The organism is Pseudomonas jinjuensis, assembly GCF_900103845.1.
Lineage (GTDB): Bacteria > Pseudomonadota > Gammaproteobacteria > Pseudomonadales > Pseudomonadaceae > Pseudomonas > Pseudomonas jinjuensis.
Window position 1 is genome coordinate 1 of sequence record NZ_FNIJ01000010.1, and the last position, 25,123, is coordinate 25,123.

Genomic DNA, 25,123 nt, shown 5'->3' on the forward strand with positions numbered 1-25,123 from the left:
CTGGCGATCAATTGGTTTCCCTGTGCACAGCGTTGCCGGCTGGTACCTCGGATCGCCAGCAAGCTGGCTCCTACAGGTTCGGTGTGCTGCGGGGAGGGGAGGGTGGATGGCGCTTTTCATCCACTATTCCTGGGCCGCATGCGCGGCCATGGTGGATCGATGGAGCCGATCCACCCTACGTATTGCCCGCCCACTCTTCCAGCGGCACGTACAGCCGCTCGAACACCTCCGCCACCGCCGTCTCGTACTCAGGCTCGATATGTCCGCCCTCCAGCGCCAGAACCTGGTAGATGCCGCGGCGCAGCAGCGCCTCGCTGAGGTCGCCGGCGACTTCGTGGGTGGTGCAGAGGAAGCGCACCCAGGAGGTGAGGATGATCCAGGCGTTCAGCGTCAGGGCTTCCACCTGCTGCGGGCTCATGCGCAGGATGCCGGCGTCGACGAAGCCCTGGTAGACCGCCTTGGCGCTGGCCAGCGCGCGGGTGGCGAAGCTGCGGTAGGTGGCGGCCAGTTGCGGGTCGCTGTCCAGCAGGTGTTCCAGGTCGCGGTGGAGGAAGCGGTAGCGCCACATCGCGTCGAGCAGCGCTTCCAGGTAGAAGGTCTTGTCCGCCACCGTCAGCCCGCGGCCCTCCGGCGGGCGCAGGAAGCCGTCGACGTGGGCGGCGTACTCGGCGAACAGCTCGGCGATGATCGCCTGCTTGTTGGGGAAGTGGTAGTACAGGTTCCCCGGCGAAATGCCCAGGTGCGCGGCGATGTGGTTGGTGCTGACGTTGCGCTCGCCCTGGGCGTTGAACAGTTCCAGGCTGCTCTGGACGATGCGGTCGCGGGTCTTGATGCGTGGTGCCATGCGCGGGCTCTGAGGAATCGGAAGTGGCAAAGGGTACAGGGTTCCGCGGCATCGCCGCGATGTTCTGTTTGACACTTTAGAGCAATTGCTCTAAAAAATCAGCGACTACAAACAAGGGAGCGCCCATCCGGAAAGCTTCCAATTCTCCGCGCCGAGGAAATTCGCCATGCTCGCCGATGTCGCCCGCCCGCAGGAAACGCTCCCGCAGATCAGCCAGCTCGACGAGCTGTTCCAGCTCCAGCGCCAGGCCTTCCGTGCCAACCCCATGCCCGCCGCCGGGCAGCGCCTGCAATGGCTGAAAAGCCTGGCCGGCCTGCTGCGCGACGAGCGCCAGGCCATCGTCGAGGCGATCAGCGCCGACTTCGGCAACCGTTCCGCCGACGAAACCCTGATCGCCGAGATCATGCCTGCGCTGCACGGCATCCAGTACGCCAGCCGGAACCTGCGCAAGTGGATGAAACCCTCGCGGCGCAAGGTCGGCGTGCAGTTCATGCCGGGCAGCGCGAAGGTGGTCTACCAGCCGCTGGGCGTGGTGGGGATCATCGTGCCGTGGAACTACCCGCTGTTCCTCGCCATCAGCCCGCTGGTCGCCGCGCTGGCCGCCGGCAACCGGGTGATGATCAAGATGAGCGAATCGACCCCGGCCACCGCCCGCGTGCTCAGGGACATCCTCGCCAGGACCTTCCCCGAGGACCTGGTGGCGGTGGTGGAGGGCGAGGTGGAGGTCGGCGTGGCCTTCTCCCGGCTGCCGTTCGACCACCTGCTGTTCACCGGCGCCACCGGCGTCGGCAAGCACGTGATGCGCGCCGCGGCGGACAACCTCACCCCGGTCACCCTGGAGCTGGGCGGCAAGTCGCCGGCGCTGATCTCCGCCGAGGTGCCGATGAAGGACGCCGCCGAGCGCATCGCCTTCGGCAAGTCGCTGAACGCCGGGCAGACCTGCGTCGCGCCGGACTACGTACTGGTGCCGCGGCAGCGCGTCGACGAGTTCGTCAGCGCCTACCGCGAGGTGGTGCAGCGCTTCTATCCACAGGTGGAGAACAACCCGGACTACACCAGCATCATCAACGAACGCCAGCACGCCCGCCTGAATGGCTACCTGAGCGACGCCGAGGCGCGCGGCGCGCGGATCGTCCCGCTGCTGCCGACCGCCGGCGGGCGGCGCATGCCCCAGGCGCTGCTGCTGGACGTGAACGACGAGATGAAGGTGATGCAGGACGAAATCTTCGGCCCGCTGCTGCCGGTGGTTCCCTACGCCACGCTGGACGAGGCGCTCACCTACATCAACGACCGTCCGCGACCGCTGGCGCTGTACTACTTCGGCTATGACCGCGGCGAGCAGGAGCGCGTGCTGGCGCAGACCCACTCCGGCGGCGTGTGCCTGAACGACACGCTGCTGCACGTCGCCCAGGACGACATGCCGTTCGGCGGCATCGGTCCGTCCGGCATGGGCCACTACCACGGCCACGAAGGCTTCCTCACCTTCAGCAAGGCCAAGGGTGTGTTCAGCAAGCCGCGCTTCAACGCCGCGCGGGCGATCTATCCGCCCTACGGCAAGGCGATCCAGAAACTGGTCTACAAGCTGTTCATCCGCTGACGGGCGCCCGCATGAACGACACCACCCTGAATCCGCCGGGATTGTCCCGGCGCGGTCTGCTCAAGGTCGGCCTGCTCGGCGGCGCCTTCCTCGCCACCGCCGGCGTCACCGCCAGCCTGAGCGGCTGCTCGGCGAGCACGCCGGCCAGCGGCATGAGCACCCTGCGCGAATCCGACCTGCCGATGCTGATCGCCGTGATCCCGGTGCTGCTGGCCGGCGCGGTGCCGCCGGAGCGCATGGCCGCGGCGGTGGACGGCACCCTGCAGGGCCTTGACTACAGCCTCGCCCACCTGTCCCCGGAAATGCTCAAGCTCACCCGCCAGCTGTTCGACGTGCTGGCCCTGCCGCTCACCCGCGGGCCGCTGACCGGCATCTGGGGCAGCTGGGAAAAGGCCGGCGCCGATGACATCCGCGCCTTCCTCACGCGCTGGGAGAACAGCTCCCTCGATCTGCTGAAGATGGGCCACAGCTCGCTGCTGCAACTGGTGCTGATGTCCTGGTACGGCCGCCCGGAATCCTGGGCGCACTGCGGCTATCCCGGCCCGCCGAAGATCTGAGCCCCGTCATCCCCGCGAACGCGGGGACCCAATAAGAACGAAGAGAATTCGTGATGCCTGTACCCGATCCCTTTGCCGAAGGCCTGGCCCGCGGCTGGAAAGTCCACGATGGCTCGCGCCTGGAAAACGACCTGACCCTGGAAGCCGACGTGGTGGTGGTCGGCAGCGGCGCCGGTGGCGGCACCACGGCGGAAATCCTCAGCGCCGCCGGTTTCAAGGTGCTGCTGGTGGAAGAAGGCCCGCTGAAGACCAGCTCCGACTTCCGCATGCAGGAGCCGGAGGCCTACGCCAGCCTCTACCAGGAAGGCATCGGCCGGATGAGCAAGGACGGCGCCATCACCATCCTCCAGGGCCGCGCCGTCGGCGGCACCACCCTGGTCAACTGGACCTCCAGCTTCCGCACGCCCGCTGCGACCCTCGAACACTGGGCGAAGGAGCACGGCGTCAAGGGCCACAGCCCGGCGGAGATGGCGCCCTGGTTCGGGAAGATGGAACAGCGCCTGGGCGTCGCGCCCTGGGCTATCCCGCCGAACGCCAACAACGACGTGATCCGCACCGGCTGCGAGAAGCTCGGCTATCACTGGAAAGTCATCCCGCGCAACGTCCGCGGCTGCTGGAACATCGGCTACTGCGGGATGGGCTGCCCGACCAACGCCAAGCAGTCGATGCTGGTCACCACCATCCCGGCGACGCTGGAGAAAGGCGGGGAGCTGCTCTACCTGGCGCGGGCCAACCGCCTGCTGCTGGAGGGCGACAGGGTCGCCGGGCTGGAATGCCTGGGCATGGACGAACGCTGCGTGGCGCCCAACGGCCGCAAGGTCACGGTCCGCGCGCGGCACTACGTGCTGGCCGGCGGCGGCATCAATACCCCGGCGATCCTCATGCGCTCGAAGGCGCCGGACCCGCACCAGAGGGCCGGCAAGCGCACCTTCCTGCACGTGGTGAACTTCAGCGCCGCGCAGTTCGAGGAGGCGGTCAACCCGTTCTACGGCGCGCCGCAGTCGATCTACTGCGACCACTTCCAGTGGGACGACGGGGTCGCCGGGCGCATGTCCTACAAGCTGGAGGTGCCGCCGCTGCAACCCGCGCTGGCCACCACCCTGCTCGGCCGCTTCGGCATCGACAACGCCCTGCGCATGGAACAGCTGCCGCACACCAACATGATCCTCGCCCTGATGCGCGACGGCTTCCACCCGGACAGCGCGGAAGGCACGGTGAGCCTGCGCGGCGACGACACCCCGGTGCTCGACTACCGGATGACCGACTACACCTGGGACGGCATCCGTCGCGCCTTCCACAGCATGGCGGAGATTCAGTTCGCCGCCGGCGCGAAGGCCGTGCTGCCGCTGCATAACGACGCCGGTTACGTAAAGACGCTGCAGGAAGCCCGCGCGCTGATCGACGGCCTGCGCCTGGAGCTATACCGCACCCGCCTGGGCAGCGCCCACGTGATGGGCGGCTGCGCCATGGGCGAGGACCCGCGGCAGGCGGTCTGCGACAGCCTCGGCCGGCATCATCAGCTGCGGAACCTGTCGATCCACGACGGCTCGCTGTTCCCCACCAGCATCGGCGCCAACCCGCAGCTTTCGGTCTACGGCCTTGCCGCGCAGCTTTCCGGCGCCCTGGTCGAGCGCCTGGGCAAAGCCTGACGAACGGCACGGAACCGGCGCGGCGGGCGCCGGCAACCCGGCCATTGGCGGCTTGGCCCCGCCGCCCGCGCTGCGTTACCATCCAGCCCCCTGCTTGTTACAACGCCAATCAAGAGCTGACAGGACACCGCGATGAATCGAGTGCTGTACCCGGGTACATTCGACCCGATCACCAAGGGTCATTCCGACCTGGTCGAGCGCGCCTCGCGCCTTTTCGACCACGTGGTCATTGCCGTTGCCGCCAGCCCGAAGAAGAATCCGCTGTTCCCGCTGGAGCAGCGCGTCGAACTGGCCCGCCAGGTGACTGCGCACCTGCCCAACGTCAGCGTGGTCGGTTTCTCCTCGCTGCTGGCGCATTTCGTCAAGGAACAGAACGCCAACATCCTGCTCCGTGGCCTGCGCGCGGTTTCCGACTTCGAGTACGAATTCCAGCTCGCCAACATGAACCGCCAGCTGGCGCCGGACGTGGAAAGCATGTTCCTCACCCCGTCCGAGAAGTATTCCTTCATCTCCTCGACCCTGGTCCGCGAAATCGCCGCCCTCGGCGGTGACATCAGCAAGTTCGTCCATCCGCTGGTCGCCGAAGCCCTCACCGAGCGTTTCCGCAAGTAATTCCAGTGCCGCCACGGAAGGCGGCAGAACATCCCCGGCTGGTCCTGCAGGCCCCGATGCGGCACAATTCCATAGTTCTGTAAGCGAATCGCCGTGCTGCCGCGCATGGCCGGAGTCCCTCGATGTCCCTGAAAATCACCGACGATTGCATCAACTGCGACGTCTGCGAACCGGAGTGCCCGAACGGCGCCATCTCGCAAGGCGAGGAGATCTACGTGATCGACCCGAACCTGTGCACCGAGTGCGTCGGCCACTACGACGAACCCCAGTGCCAGCAGGTCTGCCCGGTGGACTGCATCCCCCTCGACGACGGCAATGTCGAGAGCAAGGAGCAGCTCATGGAGAAGTACCGGCGCATCACCGGCAAGGCCTGACCCACCGCCGCAATCCGGCCCGCGCCTGCGGGATTGGCTATCCTCCCTGTTCGTCCCAGCGATTTTTCCGTCAGGTCATTCGCCGGTCCGGCCGGCGATTCGTGAGATGCCATGTTCCTGTTGAACCGCGGTACCCGTAATCTTTTCGCCACCTGCTGTCTCCTGCTGCTGGCGGCGGTCCTGCAGGCCGCCGAACAGCCGGCGCGGGCCAGCGTCGCCAGCGCGCATCCGGCCGCCACCGTGGCCGGTCTGGAAACCCTCTATGCCGGCGGCAACGCCTTCGACGCGGCGGTGGCCGTCGCCGCCGCGCTGGCGGTGGCCGAACCCTACGGCTCGGGCCTCGGCGGAGGCGGGTTCTTCCTCCTGCGCCAGGCCGGCGATCCGCCGACCTACCGCTTCATCGACGCCCGCGAACGCGCGCCCCTGGCCGCCAGCGAGCGCATGTACCAGCGCGACGGCCAGGTGCGCCCGGAGCTCTCGCTGACCGGCGCGCTGGCCGCGGGCATTCCCGGCCTGCCGGCGGCGCTGGCGGACATCACCAGCCGCTACGGGCGCAAGCCGCTGCGCGACAACCTGGTGCCGGCGATCCGCCTGGCCACCGACGGCGTGTCCATCGACCGCGTCTACATCGACCGCGCCTACGGCCGCCTGGCCGCCATGCGCGACGACCCGGAAACCGCGCGCATCTTCCTCGACAAGGGCAACCTGCCGGAGGAGTGGGACCTGCTGCGCCAGCCGGAACTGGCGCGCACCCTGGACAAGCTGGCGCGCTACGGGCGGATCGGCTTCTACGAGGGCGAGGTCGCCGAGAAGCTGGTGGCCGGCGTGCAGGCGGCCGGCGGCATCTGGCGCCTGGAGGACCTGCGCGAATACCGCACGGTCGAGCGCGAACCGCTGCGCTACAAGCTGGAGGACGGCCGCGAGCTGGTCAGCGCGCCGCCGCCCTCGGCCGGCGGCGTCGCCCTGGCGCAGAGCCTCGGCATGCTCCGCGAACTGCCGTGGCAGAAGGCCGAGCCGGTGCAGCGCGCGCACTACGTGGTGGAAGCCCTGCGCCGTGCCTATCGCGACCGCGGCCTGCTCGGCGATCCGGATCGCGTCGCCAACCCGCTGCAGCAACTGCTCGCCCCGGACTATCTGAAAGGCCTGGCCAAGGGCATCGACGCGAAGTACGCCACCCCCAGCTCCCGCCTGCCGCCGGCGCCGGCCTGGCGCGAGGGCGACCACACCACGCATTTCGTGGTGATGGACGCCCAGGGCAACGCGGTGGCCGCGACCCTGTCGATCAACCTGCCGTTCGGCGCGGCCTTCACCGTGCCGGGCACCGGCGTGCTGCTCAACGACGAGATGGACGACTTCGCCAGCGATCCGGGCGGCGCCAACGCCTACGGCCTCGCCGGCAGCCGGGCCAACGCCATCGCCCCGGGCAAGCGCCCGCTGTCGAGCATGAGCCCGAGCTTCATCGAAAGCGCCGACGAGCTGGCCGCCTTCGGCACCCCCGGCGGCAGCCGGATTCCCAGCATGGTGCTGCTGGCGATGCTGCAGTACCTGGACGGCCAGCCGATCCAGCGCTGGGCCGCGGCGCCGCGCTACCACCACCAGTACCTGCCCGACGTGCTGGAACACGAGCCGCGCGCCTTCTCTCCCGGAGAGGCGGCGGAGCTGCAGCGCCGCGGCTACACGCTGAAGGATGTCGGCCGCTACTACGGCAACCAGCAGGTGCTGCGCTGGAACAAGAAGACCGGCGAGGTCGATGCGGTCAGCGATCCGCGCGGGGTAGGTTTCTCCGCGGGACTGCCGGACGCACGCTGAATCACTGCAGGACGATGGCGGCGGGGCGTTCCGCTTCCTGCGCCTGCTGCAGGTCGAGGAACAGCGCCTCGCCGACGCCCAGCTGCAGCACGTTGCGCAGGCTCTGGATGATGCGGCTGACGTAGCCGAGGTCGTTCATCAGCGAGCTGGTCTGCAGGCCGTCCAGCTCGTGGCGGCGCACGTCGGCGAACAGGCGGTTGCGGAATTCCGCGTCGAACTGCGAGGCCTGCTGGTCGAACAGCTCCAGGCGCGCCGCCCAGGCGCCTTCCGGCAGGCTGGCGATATCCAGGGTGCCCAGGGCGCGCACCTCGCGCAGGGCGACCAGCAGGTGGCGGCGCAGCTCCACATAGGCATCGCGCATCGCCGAGGGCTCCGCCTGCAGCCAGTATCCGAGGTTCTTCTGCAGGTGCTTGGCGTCCTTCACCGCGTCCACCAGCTGCAGCGCCACCACCTGGCAGGTCATCCAGAAGCGCTGGTGCCTGTCGTCCAGCGCCATGTCGAAGCGCCCCATGAAGCTCAGCAGGTCGCTGTAGACGCCCTTGATATGGCGCTGGTAGAGGGTTTCCGCATCCAGCGAATGGCGCTCCGGCGCCGCGCGCAGCAGGGCTTCGTCGGGCCTCGGCTGGGTCAGCTGGTCGACCGGCAGGTAGAGCGCGTGGCAGATCACCTCGATGCTCAGCCGGCGCAGGTGCTGCAGTTCGCGCAGCACCGCGCAGGCCGCGGCGTCCGCCGAGTCCAGCGCGCGTTCGCTGAGGTAGCGCGCGTGGATGCGTTCGGCCGGCGCCTGCTGCTGCGGCGCCAGCTCCATCTCGGTGATCAGCACCTGCGGTTCCTCGGCTTCCGGCAGCCAGCGGGTCAGCAGCTTCGCCAGGGTGCCCTGCCAGGGCCAGAACAGCAGCACGCCCATGGCGTTGAACAGGGTGTGGAACAGCGCCAGCTGGATCATGCCGTTGTCGCCCAGGCCGACCTGCCCGGTCAGCCACTGCACCAGCCAGGTCAGTGGCTGCAGCAGGACGAAGGCGGTGACCGCGGTGAGCACGTTGAACAGCACGTGCGCCAGGGCCAGCCGCTGGCCGCTGCGGTTGCCGCCCAGCGAGCCGACGAAGGCGGTGGTGACGCTGCTGCCGACGTTGGAGCCGATGGCGATCGCCAGGCTCTGGGCGACTTCCAGCTGGCCGCCGGCGAGGGCCGCGAGGGTCAGCATCAGGGTCGCATGGCTGGATTGCAGGACCACGGTGACCAGGGTACCGATGGCGACGAACAGCAGCGCGCCGAGGATGCCCTCGGCCTGGTGGGCGGTCATGTCCAGGGCGTGGCCGAAGCTCTGGAAGCCGTCCTTGATCTGGTCGATGCCGAGGAAGATGAAGGCGATGCCGAGGATGATCCGCCCGGCCGCCTTGCTCTTCTCGCCGTTGAAGCCGAGCAGCACGCCGAACACCAGCAGCGGCAGGGCCAGCGGGCTGAGGCTGAGGTTCTGCCCGGCCAGGGCGAGCAGCCAGATGCCGCTGGTGGCGCCGAGGTTGGCGCCGAAGAGGATGGCGATGCCGCTGGCCAGGCCGATCAGTCCGGCGCTGATGAAGGCGATGGTGAGCAGCGAGACCAGCGTGCTGGACTGCAGCAGCATGGTGCCGAGCAGGCCGAACAGCAGGCTCTTGCCGCGGGTCGAGGTGCTGCGTTCGAGCACGCTTTCCAGGCGGCTGCCGGCCAGGTCGCGCAGGCCTTCCTCCAGGCACTGCATGCCGAACAGGAACAGCCCGAGGCCGGCGCCGAGCTGCAGCAGGCCGGCGCTGTACCAGAAAGCCGCGGCCATGGAGATGGCGGCCAGCAGAAGCAGCAGTGAGCGCAGTCGATTGCCGCGGGATTCGGCTCGTCCCATGGAGGGTGCTCGCAAGACGAACCGGGCCCGCAGCGCGGGCCCGGTGAGGGGGTCGGGTCAGTCTTTCTTGTAGCCGGACTTGGTGCAGCCCAGGCAGCGGACGAAGGCTTCCTTGCCCGGATCGATAACCAGCGCCTGGCCGGCTTCCTTGACGTTGCCGCCCAGCGCGGAGAAGGGCAGGGTGACGACGAAGGCAGCGGTGCCGACTATGGTGGCAGCGATCAGCAGCGGGCGGGCGAAGATCAGGTCGCCCATCATGGAATAGGCGGGCGGGGCCTCGACGGTGTAGATCGGGTCACCGCTGTTGTACTTGTCCATCTGGGCCGCGGCCGGCATGGATGAAAGCCCGCAGGTCAATGCCAGGACGACGGCGGTCGTGCGAAACAGGTTCATGGCGCAAATCCCTTTTTATATGCGGTTGGGCAGACTGCCAGTAACTATAACAGCGCTTCCCTGGCTGTCAGTGTGACCGCCCTCAATCGCCGCCGATTCAGCGCTGGCAGCGCGGGCAGTAGACGCTGGCGCGCTGGCCCAGCCTGATTTCGCGCAGGGTCGAACCGCAGGCCTTGCAGAATTCGCCGCCGCGGCCGTAGACGAACAGCTCCTGCTGGAAATAGCCCGGCTTGCCGTCGCCGCCGACGAAGTCGCGCAGGGTGGTGCCGCCGCATTCGATGGCGATCGCCAGGATGCGCTTGATCTCCTCGGCCAGGCGCCCGTAGCGCGCCCGCGAGATGCTCCCGGCGGCGCGGCGCGGGTCGATGCCGGCGGCGAACAGCGCCTCGCTGGCGTAGATGTTGCCGACCCCGACCACCACCGCGTTGTCCATGATGAACGGCTTGACCGCCATGCTCCGCCCGCGGGACAGCTGGTACAGGCGCTCGCCCTCGAAGTCGTCGGTCAGCGGCTCCGGGCCGAGATGGCGCAGCAGTTCGTGCTCCAGCGGCGCCTGGCTCCAGAGCAGCGCGCCGAAGCGCCGGGGGTCGGTGTAGCGCAGCGCCAGTCCCGACTCCAGCTCGATATCCACATGCTCGTGCTTGACCGCCGGCAGGCCGCATTCCACCAGGCGCAGGCTGCCGGACATGCCGAGGTGGCTGATCAGCGTGCCGGCCTCGGCGTTCAGCAGCAGGTATTTCGCCCGCCGTTCCACCTGCAGGATGCGCTGCCCGGACAGGCGCACGTCGAGGTCCTCGGGAATCGGCCAGCGCAGGCGCCGGTCACGCACGATCACGCGGCTGACGCGCAGGCCTTCGATGTAGGGCGCGATGCCCCGGCGGGTGGTTTCGACTTCGGGTAGTTCGGGCATGGGCTGGTTCTGATGCTGGGTGATGGGTATCGCTGCGCTCAACGCCATCCTACGTCCACTTCGGGCATGGCGGGGCCAGGTGTGTAGGAGCGAGCTTGCTCGCGAATGGTCGTGTGCCAGCGCCATTCGCGAGCAAGCTCGCTCCTACGGGGTTCCGTGCATGGAGGGCTTCAGTCCAGCGCCCGCGCCAGCTGGATCAGTTCCTCGCGCCATTCCGCCGCCTGCGGCAGGGCGAGGAAGGAGGCGTTGAGGTAGCCTTCGCGGGCCTCGTAGGTGAAGGGCTCGCCGCGCAGGTTCAGCACCTCGCCGCCGGCGCCTTCCAGCACGCCCTGGGCGGCCGCGGTATCCCACTGCGAGGTCGGCGCCAGGCGCGGATAGCAGTCCGCCGAGCCTTCGGCGAGCAGGCAGAACTTCAGCGAGCTGCCGATGTTGGCCAGGGCCAGGTCGCCGAAGCGCTTGGCCAGGCCGTCGAGCAGGCGCTCCTGGGCCGGGCTGGAGTGGCGCTTGCTGGCGACCACGGTGAAGGCCTCGTCCGGCGCCACGCGCACGGCGATTTCCTGGGTCTCGCCGTCACGTTCCTGGCGCCATGCGCCGAGGCCGGCGCCGCCGAAGTAGCAGCGTCCGGAAGCCGGAATGCCGACCACGCCGAACACCACCTTGCCGTGCTCGATCAGGGCGACGTTGACGGTGAATTCCTCGCTGCCGGCGATGAATTCCTTGGTGCCGTCCAGCGGGTCCACCAGCCACCAGCGCGTCCAGCCGGCGCGCTGGGCGAGCGGAATCTCGCAATCTTCCTCGGAGAGCACCGGGATGCTGGCATCGAGGGCGCGCAGCCCTTCGCTGAGCAGGCGATGGGCGGCGAAGTCGGCGACGGTGACCGGCGAGGCGTCGGCCTTCTCGTCGACGGACAGGTCGCTGTGCCAGAACGGCAGGATCAGGTCGCCGGCCTTGCGGACCAGCTCGACGACGGCGGGAACAAGCGGATGGCTCATGCCTTGAATTCTCCACGCTGGGTCAGCAGGTCACGCACCAGGTAGAGTGCGGCCAGCGCCCGGCCTTCGCTGAATTGTGCGTTCTGCGCGAGGCTCGACAGCTCGCGCAGGTTGATCTTGTCGACCCGCATCGGCTCCGGCTCGTCGCCCGGCAGGCTTTCCGGATACAGGTCGCGCGCCAGCACCACCTGGATGCGCTGGCTCATGTAGCCCGGCGACAGCGACAGCTCGGAGATGTGCTCCAGGCGGTGCGCGCCGAAGCCGGCTTCTTCCTTCAGTTCGCGGTTGGCGGCCGCGAGTATGTCCTCGCCCGGTTCTACCAGCCCCTTGGGCAGGGACAGCTGGTATTCGTCAACGCCGGCGCAGTATTCCTCCACCAGCACCGCATGTTCGTCGTCCAGCATCGCCACGATCATCACCGCTCCGTAGCCCTGTGCCTTGCCCACCAGGCGCTCGTAGGTGCGCTCGACGCCATTGGCGAAGCGCAATTGCAGTTCCTCGACGCGGAACAGCCGGCTCTTGGCGACTATCTCGCGGGCGAGCACCGTGGGTTTCTGGCGCATGGACGACTCCTGGGCATGAGCGGGTCGGCTATGATAACCCGCCTTTTCCCATTGTCCCTGCGCGATTGCGTCCACGAGTCACTCCGACCCCGCCAATCGCGACATCCCGCCTGCGAGCCGCCCATGCCACGCCTGCCCTGGTCCGAGATCGATACCGTCCTGCTCGACATGGACGGCACCCTGCTCGACCTGCATTTCGACAACCACTTCTGGCTGGAACACCTGCCGCAGCGCTACGCCGAGCACCATGGCATCAGCCGCGCTCTGGCCGACGCCGAGCTGGAACCGCTGTTCCGCGACCATGCCGGCCAGCTCAGCTGGTACTGCCTGGACTTCTGGAGCCGCGAGCTGAAGCTGTCGGTGCGCGACCTCAAGCGCGAGGTGGCGCACCTGATCGCCCTGCGCCCGGACGCCGACCACTTCCTCGCCGCCCTGCGCCTGGCCGGCAAGCGCACCGTGCTGATCACCAACGCCCACCGCGACTCGCTGTCGCTGAAGCTGGAGCGGGTCGAACTGGCGCCGTTCTTCGAGCGCCTGATCAGCTCCCACGACTACGGCCATCCGAAGGAAGACCAGCAGTTCTGGCACGCCCTGCACGCGGACGTGGGTTTCGACCCGGCGCGCAGCCTGTTCATCGACGACAGCCTGCCGATCCTGCGCAGCGCCCGCCGGTACGGCATCGCCCACCTGCTCGCGGTACGCCAGCCGGACAGCCGGGGCGGGCCGAAGGATACGGCCGAGTTCCCGGCGCTGGAGGATTACCGGGCGTTGATCGATGGGTTGTAGGCCCGCGTAGAGCCGGTGGTCGCCGGGAGCGTAGGAGCGGGCCATGCCCGCGATATCGCGACTGGTCGCGGGCATGGCCCGCTCCTACAGGGGATCTCTGGCGCCGCTTATTCCGGAATCCGCAACACCTGCCCCGGGTAGATCTTGTCCGGATGGCTGAGCATCGGCTTGTTCGCCTCGAAGATCTTCATGTAGGCGTTGGCGTTGCCGTATTCGGCCTTGGCGATGGCGCTCAGGGTGTCGCCCTTCTTCACCGTCACGAAGCGCGCCGCCGGGGCCGGGGTCGCCACCGTGATGTTGTCCTCGACGCCGGATACGCCGGCGACGTTGCCCAGCGCCAGGAGGATCTTTTCCTTTTCCTCCTGGCTGGCCACTTCGCCGCTGGCGATCACCTTGTCGCCTTCGACGGTCACCTGGATGTTCGGATTGCCCAGCCCGACCTTGGCCACATGATCCTTGAGCGATTCGGCGGCCTGCGCCTCCTGTCCGACCAGGGTTTCCCAGAGTTTTTCACCTGCTTCTTTGACGAATGCCAGCAAGCCCATCTCGATCTCTCCTTCTCGCCGATGGCGATGGGCGGCGCCGGGGTGGCGCCGCGGTAACAAGCCAGTCTAGTCCGCAAGGGATGTACGAAGCGGCGGAGGATGAATCTGGACAATTTCCCCGACGACCGGGTTAATAGCGGCCATGGACATCAAGCAGCTCAAATTCCTCTGCGCCCTCGACGAAACCCGCCACTTCGGCCAGGCGGCCGCGCGCTGCCACGTCACCCAGCCGACCCTGTCGATGCGCCTGCGCAACCTGGAGGAGGAGCTCGGCCTCGAACTGGTGCGCCGCGGCCAGCGCTTCGAAGGCTTCACCGAGGCCGGCGAGCGCGTGCTGGCCTGGGCGCGCAGCCTGCTGGCGGCGCACGACGGCCTGTACGCCGAGGCCGCTGCCTGCCGCGGGCAACTGGTCGGCACCCTGCGCCTGGGCGTGGTGCCGCTGGCCGGCTTCGATCCGCTGCGCCTGGTCGAGCTGTTCGCCCAGCGCCATCCGGAACTGCGCTTCCAACTGCACTCGCTGAGCTCCGAGCAGATCCTCGAAGGGCTCGGCCGCAACCAGCTCGACCTCGGCCTGTCCTATCTCGATCGTCTCGACCGCGAGCACTTCGACAGCATCGAACTGGCCGAGACGCACATGGGCCTGCTCCACGACCGCCGGCATTTCCCCCTGGAGGTCGAGCGGCTGGGCTGGGAGCGGCTGGCCGACCTGCCGCTGGGCCTGCTCTCGGCCGGCATGCATTTCCGCCAGTCCATCGACCATGCCTTCCGCAGCCGCGGCCTGACGCCCACCCCGCGCCTGGAAACCGATGCCGTGCACCAGTTGCTGCAGGCGGTGGAACGCGGCATCTGCTGCGCCATCATGCCCCTCGGCAGCGGGCTGGACGGGCATGGCGGGCACATCGCGCTGACCCCCATCGAGGACGCCCAGACCCTCTCCCCGCTGGGCCTGATCCTGCGCCGCAGCGCGCCGCGATCGCCGCTGGCGGAGGCCTGTTTCGAGGAAATACGCGACGGCCTGGGCGATGCCCTGTTCAACCGATAGATGGGCTCGATCACGGTATCGGGAATAACGATTAGACTCCCCCTTCGCACAGGCCTAGGCTGAATAAAACACCCGAAAAAATAGGGCCCAGCCCATGTCTTGCCTGCATCCCCGCCCGGCGGCCGTCGCTGCCCGGACCATCGCCGCACCGCCCGGCGACTACAGCTACGCCGAACTGCAGCCGCAGCTGCACACCGGTCACGCCGCGCTGGCCGAGGAGGTCGCCCTGGCGATCGCCTACAACGGCCTGAACCAGGCGGTGATGATGGTTTCGCCGCGCGACCTGGAAGACTTCGTGCGTGGCTTCAGCCTGGGGGCGGGGCTGGTCGAGTCCATCGACGATATCTATGACGTCCGCCTGACCCAGCATGGCGAAGCCATCAGCGCCGAGGTGGAAATCAGCAGCCGCGCCTTCTGGGCGCTGAAGAAATATCGCCGCCAGTTGGCCGGCACCAGCGGCTGCGGCCTGTGCGGCGTGGAAGCGCTGGAGCAGGCCCTGCCACAGCTTCCGGCATTGGAACCCGCGCCGCTGCCGCCGGCGGAGCACCTGCACCACCTGCGCGAACGTATCCAGCGCTACCAGGACCTGGCGCGCCAGAGCGGCGCGCTGCACGCCGCGCTGTATGTCGACGGCAGCGGCGAGATCCGCCTGTGCCGCGAGGACATCGGCCGCCACAACGCCCTCGACAAGCTGGTCGGCGCCTTCAGACAGCGCGGGCTGGACGGCCGCAGCGGCTTCGCCGTGGTCACCAGCCGCTGCGGCCTGGAACTTGTCCACAAGGCCGTGCGCGCCGGCATCGCCAATCTGGTCAGCCTCTCCGCGCCGACCGCGCTCACTGTGCAGTGGGCGCGCGAGCACAACCTCAACCTGATCCATCTGCCCCATCGCAGCGCCCCCCGGGTCTACAGCCCGGCGCCGCACGCCGAGTGAATGTCCTTGCAACAACCGAATCCCCAATACCGCCCCTACAACGGCGCCGCCGCCGGCTGGGGCGCGCTGAAGAGCGTCACGCGCTTCTGGCTGGACAGCAGGCAGCCGTTCAAGAACCTGCGCGCACTGCTGAAGACCAACCAGAACGGCGGCTTCGACTGCCCCGGCTGTGCCTGGGGCGATTCGCCCGAGGACGGGCGCATCAAGTTCTGCGAGAACGGCGCCAAGGCGGTGAACTGGGAAGCCACCAAGCGCCGGGTGGACGCCCGGTTCTTCGCCCGCCACAGCGTCAGCGCCCTGCGCGAGCAGAGCGACTACTGGCTGGAGTACCAGGGCCGGCTGACCGAGCCGATGCGCTATGACGCGGAGACCGACCACTACCTGCCGGTCAGCTGGGATGACGCCTTCGCCCTGATCGCCGAACACCTGCACAAGCTGCAGAGCCCCGACCAGGCCGAGTTCTACACCTCCGGCCGGGCCAGCAACGAGGCGGCCTTCCTCTACCAGCTGTTCGTCCGCGCCTACGGCACCAACAACTTCCCGGACTGCTCGAACATGTGCCACGAGGCCAGCGGCGTGGCGCTCGGGAAGAGCGTCGGGGTCGGCAAGGGCACCGTCACCTTCGCCGATTTCGAGCACGCCGACGCCATCTTCGTGTTCGGCCAGAACCCCGGCACCAACCACCCGCGCATGCTCGAACCGCTGCGCGAGGCGGTGAAGCGCGGCGCCCAGGTGGTCTGCTTCAACCCGCTGAAGGAGCGCGGCCTGGAACGCTTCCAGCATCCGCAGCACGCGCTGGAAATGCTCACCAACGGCTCGGCGCCGCTGAACACCGCGTTCTTCCGCCCGGCGCTGGGCGGCGACCTGGCGGCCGTCCGCGGCATCGCCAAGTTCCTCCTGTTCTGGGAGCGCGAGGCCAGGGCCAGGGGCGAGCTGGCGGTGTTCGACCATGCCTTCATCGCCGCGCACACCGAGGGCGTCGATGCCTACCTCGCCGAGCTGGACGCCACGCCGTGGGAACTGATCGAGCGCCAGTCCGGCCTGCCGCGCCACGAGATCGCCCAGGCCGCGCGCATGTACCGCGACGCCGGGCGGGTGATCGTCTGCTGGGGAATGGGCGTCACCCAGCACCACCACTCGGTGGCGACCATCCAGGAAATCGTCAACCTGCAGCTGCTGCGCGGCAACGTCGGCCGTCCGGGTGCGGGACTCAGCCCGGTGCGCGGCCACAGCAACGTGCAGGGCGACCGCACCATGGGCATCAACGAGCGGCCGCCGGCGGCCTTCCTCGATGCCATGGAGACGCGCTTCCGGTTCAAGGTTCCGCGCCACGACGGCCACAACGTGGTCGAGGCGATCGGCGCCATGCTCGAAGGCCGGGCGAAAGTCTTCATCGGCCTCGGCGGCAACTTCGCCCAGGCCACCCCGGACAGTGCGCGCACTCACCAGGCGCTGGGCAACTGCGCGCTGACCGTGCAGATCAGCACCAAGCTCAACCGCAGCCACCTCACCCCCGGCCGCGACGCGCTGATCCTGCCGTGCCTCGGCCGCACCGACATCGACCGCCAGGCCGAAGGCCCGCAGGCGGTGACGGTGGAAGACTCGTTCAGCATGGTCCATGCCTCCTACGGGCAGCTGGAACCGCTTTCGCAGCAGATGCGCTCGGAACCGGCGATCATCGCCGGCATCGCCAAGGCCACGCTGGGCAGTCACCCGCTGGACTGGGACGCGCTGATCGCCAGCTACGACCGCATCCGCGACCTGATCGCCGACACCATCCCCGGTTTCGCCGACTTCAACGTGCGGGTGAAGAATCCGGGCGGCTTCTACCTCGGCAATGCCGCCGGCGAGCGACGCTGGAACACCGCCAATGGCAAGGCCGGCTTCACGGCCAACCCGTTGAAGGAAGACCTGCTGCCGCAGCAGGTGCGCGAGAGCGGCCAGCAGCCGGACCTGATCCTGCAGACCATGCGTTCCCACGACCAGTACAACACCACCATCTACGGCCTCGACGACCGCTACCGCGGGGTTCGCGGGCAGCGCGAGGTGGTCTTCGCCAGCGCGGAAGACATCCTCCGCCTGGGCTTCCAGCCGGGACAGAAGGTGGACATGGTTTCGCTGTGGAGCGATGGCATCGAGCGGCGGGTCAGCGGCTTCACCCTGCTGGCCTACGATATTCCCGCCGGCCAGGCGGCCGCCTACTACCCGGAAACCAACCCGCTGGTACCGCTGGACAGCCACGGCGCCGGCAGCCACACGCCGACCTCGAAGTTCATCGCCGTGCGCCTCGAAGCGGCGCAGGAGATCGGGCGGATTCTGTAGGGCGAATGACGCGCCAGCGTCATCCGCCGATGGAGCGTGCCGGGGTTGCGGTGGATAACGCCTGGGAATCCCCGCGCCATACCATCCAACTGCTCGTGATGGATTCGCCAGCAAGCTGGCTCCTACAAGGCCGGTGCAGAGTGGGGGTCAGGGCAGAAAATGCTGCAACAGGTCGTTGAGGAACAGCTGGCCACGCTCGGTGGGACGCAGGCGTTGTTCATCTTCGGCCAACAGCCCTTCACGGCGCGCCAGCTCGCAGGCGGCCCGGATGCTTTCCAGCGGCAACCCGGTGCGTTCGGTGAACATCGCAGTCGGCACGCCATCGGTCAGGCGCAGGGCGTTCATCATGAATTCGAAGGGCAGGTCGGCTGCTTCCAGCAGGCGTTCGCCGGCCTGGAAGTTCTTCGCCGGGTTCAGGTAGTCCTTCGGCAGGCGGGTCTTCCAGGTGCGGACGATGCGGCCGTCCGGGGCGCTCAGCTTGGCGTGGGCGCCGGCGCCGATGCCGAGGAAGTCGCCGAAGCTCCAGTAGTTCAGGTTGTGCCGCGCGCGGCGGCCGTCGCGGGCGTAGGCGGAGGTCTCGTACTGCAGGTATCCCGCTTCCGCCAGCCGCGCCTGGCCGGCTTCCTGGATTTCCCATAGCGCGTCGTCTTCCGGCAGCTCCGGTGGCTGGCTCCAGAACACCGTGTTCGGCTCCATGGTCAGCTGGTACCAGGAAATATGCGTCGGTGCCAGGGCGATGGCCTGGTCGAGGTCGGCGAGGGCGTCGGCGACGCTCTGCTCCGGCAGGCCGTGCATCAGGTCGAGATTGAAGTTGTCGAAGCCGGCCCTGCGCGCCATGTCCGCCGCGCGCACCGCCTCGTCGCCGTCATGGATGCGGCCGAGGGCCTTGAGCTTGTCGGCCTGGAAGCTCTGCACGCCGATGGACAGGCGGTTGATGCCGAGCCTGCGGTAGTCGGCGAACTTGGCCTGCTCGAAGGTGCCGGGGTTGGCTTCCAGGGTGATCTCGATGTCCGGCTCGAAGCCGACTTCCCGCTCCAGGCCTTCCAGAATGCGACCCAGCGCGGACGCGGAGAACAGGCTGGGGGTGCCGCCGCCGAAGAAGATCGAGGTCAGCCGGCGCCCGTGCACATGCGCCAGGTCTGCATGCAGGTCGGCGATCAGCGCGGCGACGTATTCGTCCTCCGGCAGCTCAGGCCCGGCGGCGTGGGAGTTGAAGTCGCAGTACGGGCATTTGCGCACGCACCACGGGATATGCACGTAGGCCGCCAGAGGCGGCAGTCGCAGGCTGCAGGCTGCAGGCTGCAGGTCGTGGCTTTTGCCTGTGGCCTGAAGCCTGCCGCCTGTCGCCCCGGTCATAACCCCAACCGCTGCTTCAGCAGCGCCATCGCCCGGGCGCGGTGGCTGATGCGGTTCTTGTCCGCCGGTTCCAGCTCGGCGCTGGAGCATTCGCGCTCCGGGACCCAGAACAGCGGGTCGTAGCCGAAGCCATTGGCGCCGCGTGCCGCGTGGAGGATGCGGCCTTCCCAGATGCCTTCGCAGAGGATCGGCAGCGGGTCTTCGGCGTGCCGCACCAGCGCCAGCACGCTGACGAACTGCGCGCCGCGCTCGGCGTCCGGCACGTCCTTCAGCACGTCGAGCAGCTTGGCGTTGTTCGCCGCGTCGCCCCTGCCGTCGGCGTAGCGCGCGGAATAGATGCCCGGCGCGCCGCCGAGGAAGTCGACAGCGAGGCCGGAGTCATCGGCCAGCGCCGGCAGGCCGGAGACCCGCGCGGCGTTGCGTGCCTTGAGGATGGCGTTCTCGACGAAGGACAGGCCGGTTTCCTCCGGCTCCACGTCGCTGAATTCGCCGATGGAGCGCACGCGCACATGCTCGCCGAGCATGGCCTGCAGTTCCTTGAGTTTGCCGGCGTTGTGACTGGCCAGCACCAGTTGGTCGAGCTTGATCATTCGTCTGGGAAGATTTCCTGGGAGAACTGGAAGCTTTGCGGCGCGTCCTGGCCGGATTGGACCTGGATGCTGAAGGTCAGCGTCTCGCGGCCCTCGATGGGGAACTGCGCGAGGTGGTAGACGGCGCCTTCCTCGACCACGCGCTTGAAGCTCAGCGGGGTTTCCTGGCCCATCAGGTTCTTCACGGCGCCGGAGACGCGGACTTCCGCCGGCTTGCCGCTGGCGTCCTGCGGCACGATGTTGACCACGCCCTGGGCCTTGCTGCGCACCACGCCAACGGCGGAGGCGACGTTCGGCTGCAGGAAGCTGGAGTTGAACACGCTGTAGTGGACCTTCAGGTCGCCGAGGCGCTGGACCTGTTCGGCGAAGGCCGGTACGGCGAGGAAGAGGCAGAGCAGCAGGGATGTCAGGCGGCGCATTGTGGTTCTCCTGGGCGCAAACGTTGCCGGTCAGACGGCGATACGGTGGTCCTGCATGCCGGGGCCGCTGACCCGATAAATGCCGATCTCACCCAACAGATTAGGCCAAACTCGGCACTGCCAGCGGTGCCGATGCTCGCGGTCCACCGCCATGTGGTCGAGTACGCGCAGCTGCTTCTCGCGGCACAGCGCCTCGAAGTCCTTGAAGGTGCAGAAGTGGATGTTCGGCGTGTTGTACCAGGTGTACGGCAGGAACTCGGATACCGGCATCCGGCCGTTGCGCAGCAGGTACCAGCGGCAGCGCCAGTGGCCGAAGTTGGGGAAGGTGATGACGCAGGTGCGGCCGACGCGGAGCATTTCTTCCAGGATTCGGTCCGGGTAGTGCACGGCCTGCAGCGCCTGGGTCATCACGACCACGTCGAAGCTGTTGCTGGCGAAGTTGCCGAGGCCCTTGTCGAGGTCCTGTTCGATGACGTTAACGCCCTTTTCGATGCATTTGGCGATGTTGTCCGCATCGATCTCCAGGCCGTAGCCGGTGACCTGCTTGTGCTCGCGCAGCCAGGCGAGCAGTTCGCCGTCGCCGCAGCCGAGGTCGAGTACCCGGCTGCCGGCGGGTATCCAGTCTTGGATGATGTCCAGATCGGCGCGCATGGTGGTCCTTATACGCTGATGCGCTTCATGTAAGCGCTGAATGCTTGCAGGTAGCGGGGAATCGGCATCAGGAAGGCGTCGTGGCCTTGCGGTGCATCGATGTCCAGGTAACAGACGTTCTTCTTCGCCGCCAGCAGGGCGTCGACCATCTCCCGCGAGCGCGCCGGGGAAAAGCGCCAGTCGGTGGTGAAGGACATCAGGCAGAAATCCGCCTTGACGTGGGCCAGCGCCCTCGCCAGGTCGCCGTCGCAGGTGGCGGCCGGGTCGAAGTAGTCCAGCGCCTTGGTCATCAGCAGGTAGGTGTTGGCGTCGAAGCGGGTGGAGAACTCCTCGCCCTGGTAGCGCAGGTAGCTCTCGACCTGGAATTCCACGTTGTGCATGTCGTAGTTGAGCTTGTCGGACTTCAGCTCGCGGCCGAACTTGGCGCCCATGGCGTCATCCGACAGGTAGGTGATGTGTCCGACCATGCGCGCCAGGATCAGCCCGCGCCGGGGGATCACGCCCAGTTCCTGGAAGTGTCCGCCGTGGAATTCCGGGTCGGAGAGGATCGACTGCCGCGCCACCTCGTTGAAGGCGATGTTCTGCGCCGACAGCTTGGGCGCGCTGGCGATGTTGATGCAGTGGCGCACGCGGTCCGGGTAGCTGATGGTCCACTGCAGCGCCTGCATGCCGCCGAGGCTGCCGCCGACCACCGCGGCCCACTGCTGGATGCCCAGGCGGTCGGCCAGGCGCGCCTGGCTGTTGACCCAGTCTTCCACCGTCACCACCGGGAAATCGGCGCCGTAGATCTTGCCGGTGGCCGGATTGACGCTGCTCGGGCCGGTCGAGCCGTTGCAGCCGCCCAGGTTGTTCAGCGCGACGACGAAGAACTTGCGGGTGTCGATGGGCTTGCCCGGGCCGATGGCGCTGTCCCACCAGCCCGGCTTGCGGTCGCTCTCGCTGTGGTAGCCGGCGGCATGATGGTGCCCGGAGAGGGCGTGGCAGATCAGCACGGCGTTGCTGCGCGCCGCGTTGAGTTCGCCGTAGGTCTCGATCACCAGCTGGTATTCGGGGAGCGTCTTGCCGCAGGTCAGGAGCAGCGGTTCGCTGAAATGCAAGGTCTGGGGGGAGACCAGACCGACGGAATCTTCGGGGAAGACTGTAGGCATCGACCCAGCTCTGGAATTTAAGGAGGGCGCCAGTCTAAAGAGCGCCGCACCCTGCGGCAAGCGCCCTGCAGGCGGCGCGAGGCCCGTGGCGCCGGCCTTGCGGATGCCTTTCGCTCAGGCGCGCTGCGAGCCGGGCAGCGGCACCACCTTGGCCTGGCGCTGCAGGGGCGAAGGCCGGCGCAGCAGGCGGTGGATGTCGGAGGCTTCCTCCAGCTGTTTCTCCAGCTCTTCCTGGTAGCGCTCCAGCTGCAGGCTGCGCTGGCGCGCCTGCTGGGTTTCCTGGGCCAGGGCCTTGAGGCGCAGCATGTGGGTTTCCAGCATCTGCTTGTGTTCGAGGCTGTATTGCATCAGCGGGATCAGCGCGTCGGCGGCCCATTGCGTGGCGTCCTCGCGCAGCTGCTGGTAGAGGCCGACGACTTCCTGGGCCAGGGTGGAAATGAAGCGCCGGGTCAGCAGGCGCTGCTCGGTGAGCAGGGTCTTCAGCTCCAGGCGGAAGCGGTCGGCCTTGTCCTGCAGCGCCGCCAGTTCGCGCGCGTAGCGGTCGATGCTGAAGCTGGGCGCGTCGAGGCCGTATTGCGGGTTTTCCTCGTTGTGCCGCTGGTAGATCGCCGCGACCATGCGGTTGGACAGGTCGGCCTCGTGCTGCAGGGCCATCAGGTCGCTTTCCACGGCGCGGAAGAATTCCGAGATGGCCTGGCCCATGCCCACCGTGGTCCAGCTGCCGCCGAGCTTTTCCCGCACTTCCGCCAGGTGATGGTCGAGGCGCTCGCTCTTCACCGTGTCGCGCAGCACGTCGCTCTGGTGGCGGAGCAGGCGCTGGTTGGTCTTCAGGTTGAGCAGGCTCTTGTGGTGGCGGCTGTGGTCGTCGCGGGTGCGGGCGGTCAGTTCGAGCAGCAGCTGGCCGCTGTCCTGCTGCCGGCCGTCGAGCTGGGTACGCTGTTCGCGGACCTTCTCCAGGCGCACGCGCAGGCTGTGCCGGCTGTTGTCGACCAGCCCCAGCACCTGGTTGAGCACGGAATCCTCCAGCAGCCGTTCCTTCTGCACGACGATGCGCTCGCAGAGCAGGTCCTCCAGGCTGCCCAACTGGCTGCGGACGAGCAGTTCCTGGTCGCCACGGATCTTCGCCAGCAGCCCCTGCTTGGCGGAAATCGGCAGCACGTCCTCGCGCGCCAGGCCGAGCTGGCGGGCGGCGGTTTCGCGCACGCGCTCGATCTCCCGCTGGACGAAATGCTCGCCGGCGAGGTCGTCCCAGAGCACGTCGATCTTGTTCAGCACGGCATACAGGCTGGTCTGGCCGTCGTCGGCGAGATTGCGCACGTGGTTGCGCCACATGTCCATGTCGGAGGCGGTGACGCCGGTGTCGGCGGCCAGCAGGAACAGCACCGACTGGGCGTTGGGCAGCATCGACAGGGTCAGCTCCGGCTCGCTGCCGAGGGCGTTCAGGCCGGGCGTGTCGAGGATGCGCAGGCCCTGGCGCAGCAGCGGGTGGTCGAAGTTGAGCAGGGCGTGGCGCCAGGCCGGGACCAGCACGCTGCCGGGCCGGCCGGCGCTTTCCAGCAGGTCCGGATGGAAGCCGAGCTGGATCGCCTGTTCCACCGGCAGGACCTTGGTGGTGGCCACCTGGCTGAACGCCTGGGCCATGTGGGTCGGGTCGGAGGAGTCCAGCGGGATGTTCACCCAGTGCCGCGGCGCGCGCTTGTACTGCGCGACGCTGGCGTCGGTCATGCGCGTCTCGATGGGCAGCAGGCGGATGTAGGGGTGTTCGGAGGCGGGGTCGTAGAACAGCTCGGTCGGGCACATGGTGGTGCGCCCGGCCTGGGATGGCAGCATGCGCTGGCCGAAGCTGGAGAAGAACAGGCTGTTGATCAGTTCGGTCTTGCCGCGCGAGAACTCGCCGACGAAGGCCAGGGTGATGTTGTCGAGGCGCAGCAGGCGCAGGGTGCGCTCCAGCCGGTCGTCGATGTCGGGGGTGTTCAGGCGGCAGCGTTCGAGCCAGCTGCGGTAGCGGGTGATCTCCCGGACGAGTTCCCGCTTCCAGCTGACGTAGGCGTCGATCTGCTGACTGAGTCGTTCCATGCCCATCCAGGCGTTCCTTTGGGGTGGCGCATCCTGTGCAGATATCTAGCGGGAATACCTGCAGTATGTTGGGACTGGCGATGGTGTCAATTCGCTGGCAGCCACTTCCGCTCCCTGCGGTCGGCCGGGGCTACCGAGCGGTGATCTCCAGTTCGGGCGGAAGGCGGGTGGGGCGGGGGATGCGCACGCGCTTCTGCCGGTTCAGCTCGCCGCTTTCGAGTACTACCGAACTTTTCGGCACGCCGAAGGCCTTGCCGAGGAAGGCCAGCAGGTGGGCATTGGCCTTGCCTTCCACCGGCGGCGCGGTGAGACGGATCTTCAGGCGCTCGCCGTGCAGGCCGGCGAACTCGTCGCGGCTGGCCTTGGGTTGCAGGTGGCAGTCGAGGATCAGGTCCTCGCCGTCCCAGCGGTGGAAGCTCATGGTCGGGAGTCCTGTGCAGGAGGCGCGCCGGCAGCGCGGAGCCGGCCGGCGCGGAATGGCTGGTTACATGAAGGGGCTGAGGATCTGCGGCATCCCTGTCATGGCCGCCAGATTGCCGATCACCAGCATGTCGATCAGCTTGATCGCGATGAACGCGAAGATCGGCGAGATGTCCAGCCCGCCGAGGTTCGGCAGCAGGCGGCGGAACGGCATCAGCATGGGTTCGCAGATCTGGTTGATCAGCTGTGCGCCGGGGTTGTAGCTGCCCGGGGCGACCCAGGAGAGGATCACGCTGATGATCAGGGCGAAGAAGAACACCTTGAGGAACAGCGAGGTGACGGCGATCACCGACCACACCAGCAGTTGCAGGATGTAGCCGCCGACGCCGTAGCCCATCAGGGTCAGGGTGACGATCATCAGTACCAGCTGCACCAGGATCGCCAGCACCAGCGAGGCCAGGTCGATGCCGCCGAAGCCGGGGATGATCTTGCGCAGCGGGTTGAGCAGCGGCCTGGTGGCGCGGACGATGAACTGGCTGAGCGGGTTGTAGAAGTCGGCGCGCACCAGTTGCAGGATGAAGCGCAGCAGGACGATCAGCAGGTAGAGGCTGCCGAGGGTCTGGATGACGTAGATCGCTGCGGTGGAAAGACCGGTCATTGA

The 25,123-nt window shown here is 67.9% G+C and carries 25 protein-coding genes; 10 read left to right on the forward strand and 15 right to left on the reverse strand.

What is annotated here, in order from left to right:
• Positions 1–175: 175 nt before the first annotated feature.
• The gene (locus tag BLR75_RS15090) at positions 176–844 is read right to left on the reverse strand and encodes a TetR/AcrR family transcriptional regulator (protein WP_084313020.1); all 669 of its coding nucleotides are present in this window, start codon (positions 842–844) and stop codon (positions 176–178) included.
• A 166-nt stretch (positions 845–1,010) separates the two neighbouring features.
• On the opposite strand from BLR75_RS15090, the gene BLR75_RS15095 reads away from it, so the two are divergent.
• From BLR75_RS15095 to ggt, 6 genes are all read left to right on the forward strand, one after another.
• On the forward strand, positions 1,011–2,441 hold the full coding sequence (locus BLR75_RS15095; protein WP_084313019.1) for a coniferyl aldehyde dehydrogenase: 1,431 nt from the start codon (positions 1,011–1,013) through the stop codon (positions 2,439–2,441).
• An 11-nt stretch (positions 2,442–2,452) separates the two neighbouring features.
• A complete protein-coding gene (locus BLR75_RS15100; protein WP_084313018.1) occupies positions 2,453–2,998 on the forward strand; it encodes a twin-arginine translocation pathway signal protein in 546 nt (181 codons plus the stop codon).
• A 53-nt stretch (positions 2,999–3,051) separates the two neighbouring features.
• Positions 3,052–4,647 carry a GMC family oxidoreductase gene (locus tag BLR75_RS15105; protein ID WP_084313017.1) on the forward strand — a complete coding sequence of 532 codons (1,596 nt, stop codon included), beginning with the start codon at positions 3,052–3,054 and terminating at the stop codon, positions 4,645–4,647.
• A gap of 132 nt (positions 4,648–4,779) precedes the next feature.
• A complete protein-coding gene (gene coaD, locus BLR75_RS15110) occupies positions 4,780–5,259 on the forward strand; it encodes a pantetheine-phosphate adenylyltransferase (RefSeq protein WP_084313015.1) in 480 nt (159 codons plus the stop codon).
• A 122-nt stretch (positions 5,260–5,381) separates the two neighbouring features.
• Complete coding sequence (locus tag BLR75_RS15115; RefSeq protein ID WP_084313013.1) at positions 5,382–5,633, forward strand: YfhL family 4Fe-4S dicluster ferredoxin; 252 nt, start codon at positions 5,382–5,384, stop codon at positions 5,631–5,633.
• Between the two features lie 111 nt (positions 5,634–5,744).
• On the forward strand, positions 5,745–7,442 hold the full coding sequence (gene ggt / locus BLR75_RS15120) for a gamma-glutamyltransferase (RefSeq protein WP_084313011.1): 1,698 nt from the start codon (positions 5,745–5,747) through the stop codon (positions 7,440–7,442).
• Between the two features lies 1 nt (position 7,443).
• Here ggt and BLR75_RS15125 read toward each other — a convergent pair whose 3' ends face one another.
• The 5 genes from BLR75_RS15125 to nudE form a co-directional block, all read right to left on the reverse strand.
• Positions 7,444–9,318 (reverse strand): Na/Pi cotransporter family protein, encoded by a 1,875-nt coding sequence (locus tag BLR75_RS15125; RefSeq protein ID WP_084313009.1) that lies wholly within the window; start codon positions 9,316–9,318, stop codon positions 7,444–7,446.
• Positions 9,319–9,375: 57 nt separating this feature from the next.
• Positions 9,376–9,711: a multidrug transporter gene (locus BLR75_RS15130; protein ID WP_084313007.1), complete on the reverse strand. Its 336-nt coding sequence runs from the start codon at positions 9,709–9,711 to the stop codon at positions 9,376–9,378.
• A 97-nt stretch (positions 9,712–9,808) separates the two neighbouring features.
• On the reverse strand, positions 9,809–10,621 hold the full coding sequence (gene mutM, locus BLR75_RS15135) for a bifunctional DNA-formamidopyrimidine glycosylase/DNA-(apurinic or apyrimidinic site) lyase (RefSeq protein ID WP_084313005.1): 813 nt from the start codon (positions 10,619–10,621) through the stop codon (positions 9,809–9,811).
• A gap of 170 nt (positions 10,622–10,791) precedes the next feature.
• Positions 10,792–11,613, reverse strand: coding sequence for a 3'(2'),5'-bisphosphate nucleotidase CysQ (cysQ, locus tag BLR75_RS15140; RefSeq protein ID WP_084313003.1), 822 nt, complete (start codon positions 11,611–11,613; stop codon positions 10,792–10,794).
• Positions 11,610–12,176 carry an ADP compounds hydrolase NudE gene (nudE, locus tag BLR75_RS15145; RefSeq protein WP_084313001.1) on the reverse strand — a complete coding sequence of 189 codons (567 nt, stop codon included), beginning with the start codon at positions 12,174–12,176 and terminating at the stop codon, positions 11,610–11,612. The genes cysQ and nudE overlap by 4 nt, the downstream gene beginning before the upstream one ends.
• Before the next feature lie 123 nt (positions 12,177–12,299).
• Between nudE and yrfG the strand changes: the two genes are divergently transcribed.
• Positions 12,300–12,962 carry a GMP/IMP nucleotidase gene (gene yrfG, locus BLR75_RS15150; RefSeq protein WP_084312999.1) on the forward strand — a complete coding sequence of 221 codons (663 nt, stop codon included), beginning with the start codon at positions 12,300–12,302 and terminating at the stop codon, positions 12,960–12,962.
• A 107-nt stretch (positions 12,963–13,069) separates the two neighbouring features.
• On the opposite strand, the gene lysM is transcribed toward yrfG, so the two are convergent.
• Positions 13,070–13,507 (reverse strand): peptidoglycan-binding protein LysM, encoded by a 438-nt coding sequence (gene lysM, locus BLR75_RS15155; RefSeq protein WP_084312997.1) that lies wholly within the window; start codon positions 13,505–13,507, stop codon positions 13,070–13,072.
• Positions 13,508–13,649: 142 nt separating this feature from the next.
• Here lysM and BLR75_RS15160 point away from each other — a divergent pair, with 142 nt between their 5' ends.
• The 3 genes from BLR75_RS15160 to BLR75_RS15170 all read left to right on the forward strand — a co-directional run bounded on the left by BLR75_RS15160 (position 13,650) and on the right by BLR75_RS15170 (position 17,802).
• On the forward strand, positions 13,650–14,549 hold the full coding sequence (locus tag BLR75_RS15160; protein WP_084312995.1) for a LysR family transcriptional regulator: 900 nt from the start codon (positions 13,650–13,652) through the stop codon (positions 14,547–14,549).
• 94 nt (positions 14,550–14,643) lie between these two features.
• On the forward strand, positions 14,644–15,480 hold the full coding sequence (fdhD, locus tag BLR75_RS15165; protein WP_084312993.1) for a formate dehydrogenase accessory sulfurtransferase FdhD: 837 nt from the start codon (positions 14,644–14,646) through the stop codon (positions 15,478–15,480).
• Positions 15,481–17,802, forward strand: coding sequence for an FdhF/YdeP family oxidoreductase (locus tag BLR75_RS15170; protein ID WP_084312991.1), 2,322 nt, complete (start codon positions 15,481–15,483; stop codon positions 17,800–17,802).
• A gap of 147 nt (positions 17,803–17,949) precedes the next feature.
• Here BLR75_RS15170 and hemW read toward each other — a convergent pair whose 3' ends face one another.
• The 8 genes from hemW to BLR75_RS15210 form a co-directional block, all read right to left on the reverse strand.
• Complete coding sequence (hemW, locus tag BLR75_RS15175) at positions 17,950–19,158, reverse strand: radical SAM family heme chaperone HemW (RefSeq protein ID WP_084312989.1); 1,209 nt, start codon at positions 19,156–19,158, stop codon at positions 17,950–17,952.
• Entirely contained in the window at positions 19,155–19,748 is a 594-nt protein-coding gene (gene rdgB, locus BLR75_RS15180) for an RdgB/HAM1 family non-canonical purine NTP pyrophosphatase (RefSeq protein ID WP_084312987.1), read from the reverse strand. The genes hemW and rdgB overlap by 4 nt, the downstream gene beginning before the upstream one ends.
• Entirely contained in the window at positions 19,745–20,167 is a 423-nt protein-coding gene (locus BLR75_RS15185; RefSeq protein ID WP_084312985.1) for a DUF4426 domain-containing protein, read from the reverse strand. Before BLR75_RS15185 ends, rdgB begins: the two co-directional genes overlap by 4 nt.
• Positions 20,168–20,197: 30 nt before the next feature.
• Positions 20,198–20,818, reverse strand: a complete 621-nt coding sequence (gene metW, locus BLR75_RS15190; RefSeq protein WP_084312983.1) for a methionine biosynthesis protein MetW — start codon at positions 20,816–20,818, stop codon at positions 20,198–20,200.
• Positions 20,819–20,826: 8 nt separating this feature from the next.
• Positions 20,827–21,966: a homoserine O-succinyltransferase MetX gene (gene metX / locus BLR75_RS15195; RefSeq protein ID WP_084312981.1), complete on the reverse strand. Its 1,140-nt coding sequence runs from the start codon at positions 21,964–21,966 to the stop codon at positions 20,827–20,829.
• Positions 21,967–22,080: 114 nt separating this feature from the next.
• Positions 22,081–24,048, reverse strand: a complete 1,968-nt coding sequence (locus BLR75_RS15200) for a dynamin-like GTPase family protein (RefSeq protein WP_084312979.1) — start codon at positions 24,046–24,048, stop codon at positions 22,081–22,083.
• A gap of 124 nt (positions 24,049–24,172) precedes the next feature.
• A complete protein-coding gene (locus BLR75_RS15205) occupies positions 24,173–24,463 on the reverse strand; it encodes a DUF167 domain-containing protein (RefSeq protein ID WP_084312977.1) in 291 nt (96 codons plus the stop codon).
• Between the two features lie 63 nt (positions 24,464–24,526).
• A complete protein-coding gene (locus tag BLR75_RS15210; protein ID WP_084312975.1) occupies positions 24,527–25,120 on the reverse strand; it encodes a YggT family protein in 594 nt (197 codons plus the stop codon).
• Between the last annotated feature and the right edge of the window lie 3 nt (positions 25,121–25,123).